Below are 6048 nucleotides of genomic sequence, written 5' to 3'. Positions count from 1 at the left end.
GAGCGCGCCATCAAGAGCGATCCGGACAATCTCACCGCGCACAGCAATCTGCTTTACGCGCTCTCGTTCCAGTCGTCTACACCCGAAGCGATACTCGCGCAGGCGCGTCGCTGGTCGGCGCAACACGAAGCTCCTTTGCGGGAGAGGCGTTTCTCGCACACGCCGGGCGATGTGCAGGGACGCCGCTTGAGAATCGGTTATGTCTCGGCGGATTTTCGTGAGCATTGCCAGGCATTGTTCATGACGCCGCTGCTTTCGCACCACGATAGAAGCCGCTTCGAGATCCACGCGTATTCAAGCGTCGTGCGGCCCGACGAAGTGACCGCGCGCCTCGCGACCCATGTGGATGCATGGCACGATGTGCGCCAGCTCGGCGACGCGGCGCTGGCGGAGAAAATCCGCGCGGACGGCATCGACATCCTCGTCGATCTCACGATGCATATGGCCGATGGCAGGCCGCTGCTGTTCGCGCGTCGGCCGGCGCCGGTGCAGGTCGCGTGGCTGGCTTATCCGGGCACGACGGGTATCGATGCGATCGGCTACCGGCTCACCGACCCGCATCTCGATCCGCCTTCGTTCGAGGCGCATTACACCGAACGCACGGTGCGTCTGCCCGACACGTTCTGGTGCTACGACCCGCTTGCGCGCGAGCCTGCCGTCAACGCGTTGCCCGCGAAGCAGGCGGGTTTCGTGACGCTCGGTAGCCTGAACAATCCGTGCAAATTGACGGAGTCCACGCTCGAATTGTGGGCGCGTGTGTTTGCGGCTTTGCCCCATGCGCGCTTGATGCTGATGGCCGCCCAGGGCGAGGCGCAGCAGCGGCTTGAGGCGCGCCTCGCGCGTCACGGCATCGCCCCGGCGCGCGTGCGTTTCGTGCCGTTCCAGCCGCGCGCCGCCTATTTGCGCACGTATCACGAGATCGACCTCGCCATCGACACGCTGCCGTACAACGGCCACACCACGACGCTCGACGCGCTTTGGATGGGCGTGCCGGTGGTGACGCGCGTCGGACAGACCTGTGCCGGGCGCGCAGGTCTGTCCCAACTGGCGAATCTGGGGCTTGATGCGCTTGCTGCGTTTTCCGATGAGGATTTCGTGCAGACGGTTGTTTCGCTGGCCACTTATCTGCCGCGTCTGGCGTATCTGCGAGCGACCTTGCGCGCGCGCATGGAAGCGTCGCCGCTGATGGATGGAGCGCGATTTGCGCGCGGTATGGAAAGTGCGTACGCGACGATGTGGCGCGAATGGGTGGGCGCGGGAGAGGGCGCACCGCATCCTGCTTCCTGACGCAACTGACCGGATGGCCTAAGCCATCCGGCTGACTTGCACGGCCGCGAAGCCGCGCTGGCGGCCTTTAAGCAGGCGCCCAACATGCTGTATAAATATACAGTAAAATCTCCTCTACTCAGCCCGCCCGATCGGGCCGAAAGCGGCCGGGCCAGCGCCCGGTTCCCACGCCTGTGATCCATCCGGAATGCCAGCGCAAGTGAGCGATAACCGATCCATCCGAATCCGCGGTGCCCGCCAGCACAACCTCAAGAACCTCGATCTCGACCTGCACACCGGCGAAATGACGGTGGTCACCGGGCCGTCCGGCTCGGGCAAGTCCAGTCTCGTGTTCGACACCCTTTACGCGGAAGGGCAGCGCCGTTACGTCGAAACCTTCAGTGCCTATGCACGCCAGTTTCTCGACCGCATGGACCGGCCGCAGGTCGATCGCGTCGACGGGGTGCCGCCCGCGATCGCCATCGACCAGACCAACCCCGTGCGCAGTTCGCGCTCGACGGTCGGCACAATGACGGAACTGAACGACCATCTGAAGCTGCTCTACGCGCGCGCCGCCAATCTGTTCGATCGTGTCACGGCGCAGCCGGTGCGGCACGACACGCCGGAAACCATCTACGCTGAACTGCGCGCACGCACGGCAGCAGGCGATCCGCGCCTGGTGGTGACGTTCCCGGTCGAACTGCCGGATACGACGACCGAAGAAGAAGTCCAGCAATGGCTGTCCGCGAGCGGCTACACGCGCGTGCAGGCACAGCGTGAAGTCAAGACCGCCGACGGCACGCGCAAGGTGCTCGACGTGGTGGCCGACCGTTTCCGTCTGCAGAATGCCGAAAAGAGCCGCGTGGTCGAGGCCATCGAGGCTTCGCTCAAGCGCGGCGCCGGGCGCGTGAACATTTATGTCGTATCGGAAACCAGCGCCGCGAGCGACGTTTCCGATACGAAAGCCGCGAACGCCGAGCCGCAGATCTGGCGTTTCTCCACCGGCCTGCATTGCCCGGACAGCGATCTGCGCTATGCGGACCCGCAACCGGCGCTGTTCTCCTTCAATTCGGCGTATGGCGCCTGCGAGGTATGCCGGGGCTTCGGCCGGGTGATCGGCGTGGATTGGGGGCTGGTGATTCCCGATGCGCGCAAGTCGCTGCGCGGCGGCGCGATCAAGCCGCTGCAAACGCCGGCCTGGAAGGAGTGTCAGGACGACCTGATGCGTTACGCCGCCAAGGCTGGCATTCCGCGCGATACCGCGTGGGCTGAACTCACGCAGGAGCAGCGCGACTGGGTCATCAATGGCGTGCCGGACTGGAAAGGCAACTGGCAATCGCAATGGTATGGCGTGAAGCGCTTCTTCCAGTATCTGGAATCGAAGGCGTACAAGATGCACATTCGCGTGCTGCTGTCGAAATACCGCAGCTATACGCCTTGCGAAACCTGCGGCGGCGCGCGATTGAAAACCGAAGCCTTGCAGTGGCGCCTGGGCACGAAAGAAAACGCGGACGAAGTGCTTGCGCCGACCGCACGCTTCCTGCCGCATGGCGTGGACTGGTCGCGCGCGCAACTGGAGGCGCTGCCCGGTTTGACGCTGCACGACGTGATGCTGCTGCCAATCGAGCGCATCCGCCGCTTTTTCGACGATCTATCGCTTTCGTCGGCACTCCTTGACGATGCGCTGAAGCTGTTGCTGGCCGAGGTCCGCACGCGCCTTAAATATCTGTGCGATGTGGGGCTGGGCTATCTCACGCTAGACCGCCAAAGCCGCACGCTCTCGGGCGGCGAAGTGCAGCGGATCAACCTGACCACGGCGCTGGGCACCTCGCTGACCAAAACCCTGTTCGTGCTCGACGAGCCGAGCATCGGCCTGCATCCGCGCGACCTGAACCGCATCGTCGAAGCTATGCATCGCCTGCGCGACGCGGGCAATACGCTGGTAGTGGTCGAGCACGATCCTTCTGTGATGCTGGCCGCCGATCGCTTGATCGACATGGGGCCGGGGCCGGGCGAGCGCGGCGGCACGATCGTCTATGACGGCACGCCCAACGATATCCGTTCGTCGGGCACGCTGACCGGCGAGTATCTGGGCGGCCATCGCGCAGTTGCCGACGCTTCGCATTGGGAGCGCCGTCCTGTCGATGCGAACACGCCCAGCCTGTTGCTCGAAGGCGCGAGCGAGCACAATCTGCGCGACGTGACCGTGAAGATTCCCCTGCAGCGTCTTGTCTGCGTGACGGGCGTGTCGGGCTCGGGCAAGTCGACGCTCGTGCAGGACGTGCTGTATCCGGCGCTGGCGCGTCATCTTGGCAAGGCGACCGAATCGCCGGGCGTCTATCGCGCGCTCACGGGCGCGGAGCAGATCACGGACGCGGTGTTCGTCGACCAGTCGCCCATCGGCAAGACCGCGCGTTCGAACCCGGCCAGTTATGTCGGCGCGTTCGATGAAATCCGCAAGCTGTTCGCCAAGGCGCCGCTCGCGAAGCAGCGCGGCTACTCCGCAGGCATGTTCAGCTTCAACTCGGGCGAGGGCCGTTGCCCGACCTGCGGCGGATCGGGCTTCGAGCACATCGAAATGCAGTTCCTGAGCGACGTCTATCTGCGTTGCCCGGACTGCGACGGCAGCCGCTATCGACCGGAAGTGCTCGAAGTGAAGATCGAGCGCGGCGGGCGCTCGCTGTCGGTCGCCGACGTGCTGGACCTGACCGTGAGCGAGGCGGCGCAATGTTTCGCTGAGGATGCCGAAGTATTGCGCGTGATCCAGCCGATCGTGGACGTGGGTCTCGAATACGTGAAGCTGGGCCAGCCGGTGCCGACGCTCTCGGGCGGCGAAGCACAGCGCCTGAAGCTCGCGGGTTATCTCGCGGAAACGGCGCAGGCGCGCGGCAAGGACAAGGCTGCGGGCGGGCGTCTTTTCATGTTCGACGAGCCCACCACGGGCCTGCATTTCGACGACATTGCCAAGCTGATGCGCGCCTTTGGCAAGCTGCTGGCGGGCGGTCATTCGCTGCTCGTCATCGAACACAATCTCGACGTGATCCGCGCGGCGGACTGGCTGATCGATCTGGGCCCCGAAGGCGGCGATGCGGGCGGCGAAGTCGTGTGCGTGGGTACACCCGACGATGCGATCGCCTGTCCGCGCTCGCACACCGGCGCGGCGCTGGAGCGCTATGAGGCCGCGCTGGGCAGCGGCATCGAGCCGGTGCTGGCGGAAGAAGAAGGCGTCGCGCTGCAGACCGCGATGCGCGCCGCGCAGGCGCGCCGCGAAATTCAGGGCGAGGACGTGGTGCGAATCGTGAATGCGCGCGAGCACAACCTCAAGGCGCTCGACGTCGATATTCCGCATGGGCGTTTCAACGTCATCACGGGCGTGTCGGGTTCGGGCAAATCCACGCTCGCATTCGACATCCTGTTTCATGAGGGCCAGCGCCGCTATCTGGAATCGCTGAATGCCTACGCGCGTTCGATTGTGCAGCCCGCGGGCCGCCCCGAAGTCGATGCCGTGTACGGCATTCCGCCTACGGTTGCGATCGAACAGCGCCTGTCGCGCGGCGGGCGCAAGAGCACGGTGGCGACCACGTCCGAGGTGTGGCACTTCCTGCGTCTGCTGTACGTGAAGCTCGGCATGCAGCATTGCGTGCACGACGGCACGCCGGTCACCTCGCAAAGCGCCGATGCCATCGTCGCGCAATTGTTGCGCGAGCATCGAGGTCAGCATGTGGGCCTGCTCGCACCGCTCGTCGTGAACCGCAAGGGCGTCTATACGGATCTCGCCAAATGGGCGAAGGCGCGCGGCAATACGCATCTGCGTGTCGATGGCGAATTTGTGCCCGTCGCGCCGTGGCCCAAGCTCGACCGCTTCCGCGAACACACCATCGAACTGCCGGTCGGCGATCTCGTGATCGAGCCTGAAAACGAGGCTCAATTGCGTCAAATGCTGGAGCAGACGCTGGAAGCCGGCAAGGGTGTCGTGCATCTGCTGGCGCCTCTTGACGGTCTCGACAACGCGATCGGCAACGGCGCATCGACGTCGCAGATCGGCGCCGTCAAGGTGCTCTCCACGCGGCGGGCGTGCCCCGTGTGCGGTACGAGCTATCCCGAACTCGATCCGCGCATGTTCTCGTACAACAGCAAGCACGGTTGGTGCACGACCTGCGTGGGCACAGGTCTCGCGCTCACGCGTGAACAGCGCGCTGCCTACGACGATACAGTGATGGGCGCCGACGATCGGGGCCGCGAACAGACTCTGCCTTCCGAAGAGCAGGAGCCCGAAGGAATGGCCGATGAGCCGTGCCCGGACTGCCACGGCACGCGCCTGAATCCCGAGGCGCGCGCAGTGACCTTCGACGAGCATGCGATTGTCGAAGTCGCGCAATGGACCGTGGCCGAAACGCGCGGCTGGATCGAATCGCTCGAACTCAATGGTCGCGACGCGCAGATCGCACGCGATGTCATCAGCGAAATCCGCAGCCGTCTGCAATTCCTCGAGGAAGTCGGGCTGGGTTATCTGAGTCTCGATCGCGCCGCGCCGAGTCTTTCGGGCGGCGAGGCGCAGCGTATTCGTCTGGCCGCGCAACTCGGCAGCAATCTGCAGGGCGTGTGTTATGTGCTCGATGAACCGACCATCGGCCTGCATCCGCGCGATAACCAGATTCTGCTCAATGCGCTACGTAATCTGGGCGATAAGGGCAATACGCTCGTTGTGGTCGAGCACGACGAGGACACCATCCGTCGCGCCGATCACATCATCGATATCGGGCCGAGCGCAGGCAAGCGTGG

The 6048-nt window shown here is 64.7% G+C and carries 1 protein-coding gene and 1 pseudogene; both read left to right on the top strand.

Annotation, left to right across the window (positions count from 1 at the left end; translation table 11 throughout):
* Positions 1–1287 (top strand): annotated as a pseudogene (locus VG320_RS28135) (hypothetical protein); the annotation flags it as partial.
* Positions 1288–1486: 199 nt separating this feature from the next.
* Positions 1487–6048, top strand: a 4562-nt coding sequence (gene uvrA, locus VG320_RS28130) for an excinuclease ABC subunit UvrA (protein ID WP_327203346.1), incomplete at its 3' end; no start/stop codon positions are given.

Origin of the sequence: Paraburkholderia sp., assembly GCF_035948235.1 — a bacterium.
GTDB lineage: Bacteria > Pseudomonadota > Gammaproteobacteria > Burkholderiales > Burkholderiaceae > Paraburkholderia.
This window is presented reverse-complemented; position numbering and strand designations above follow the sequence as displayed.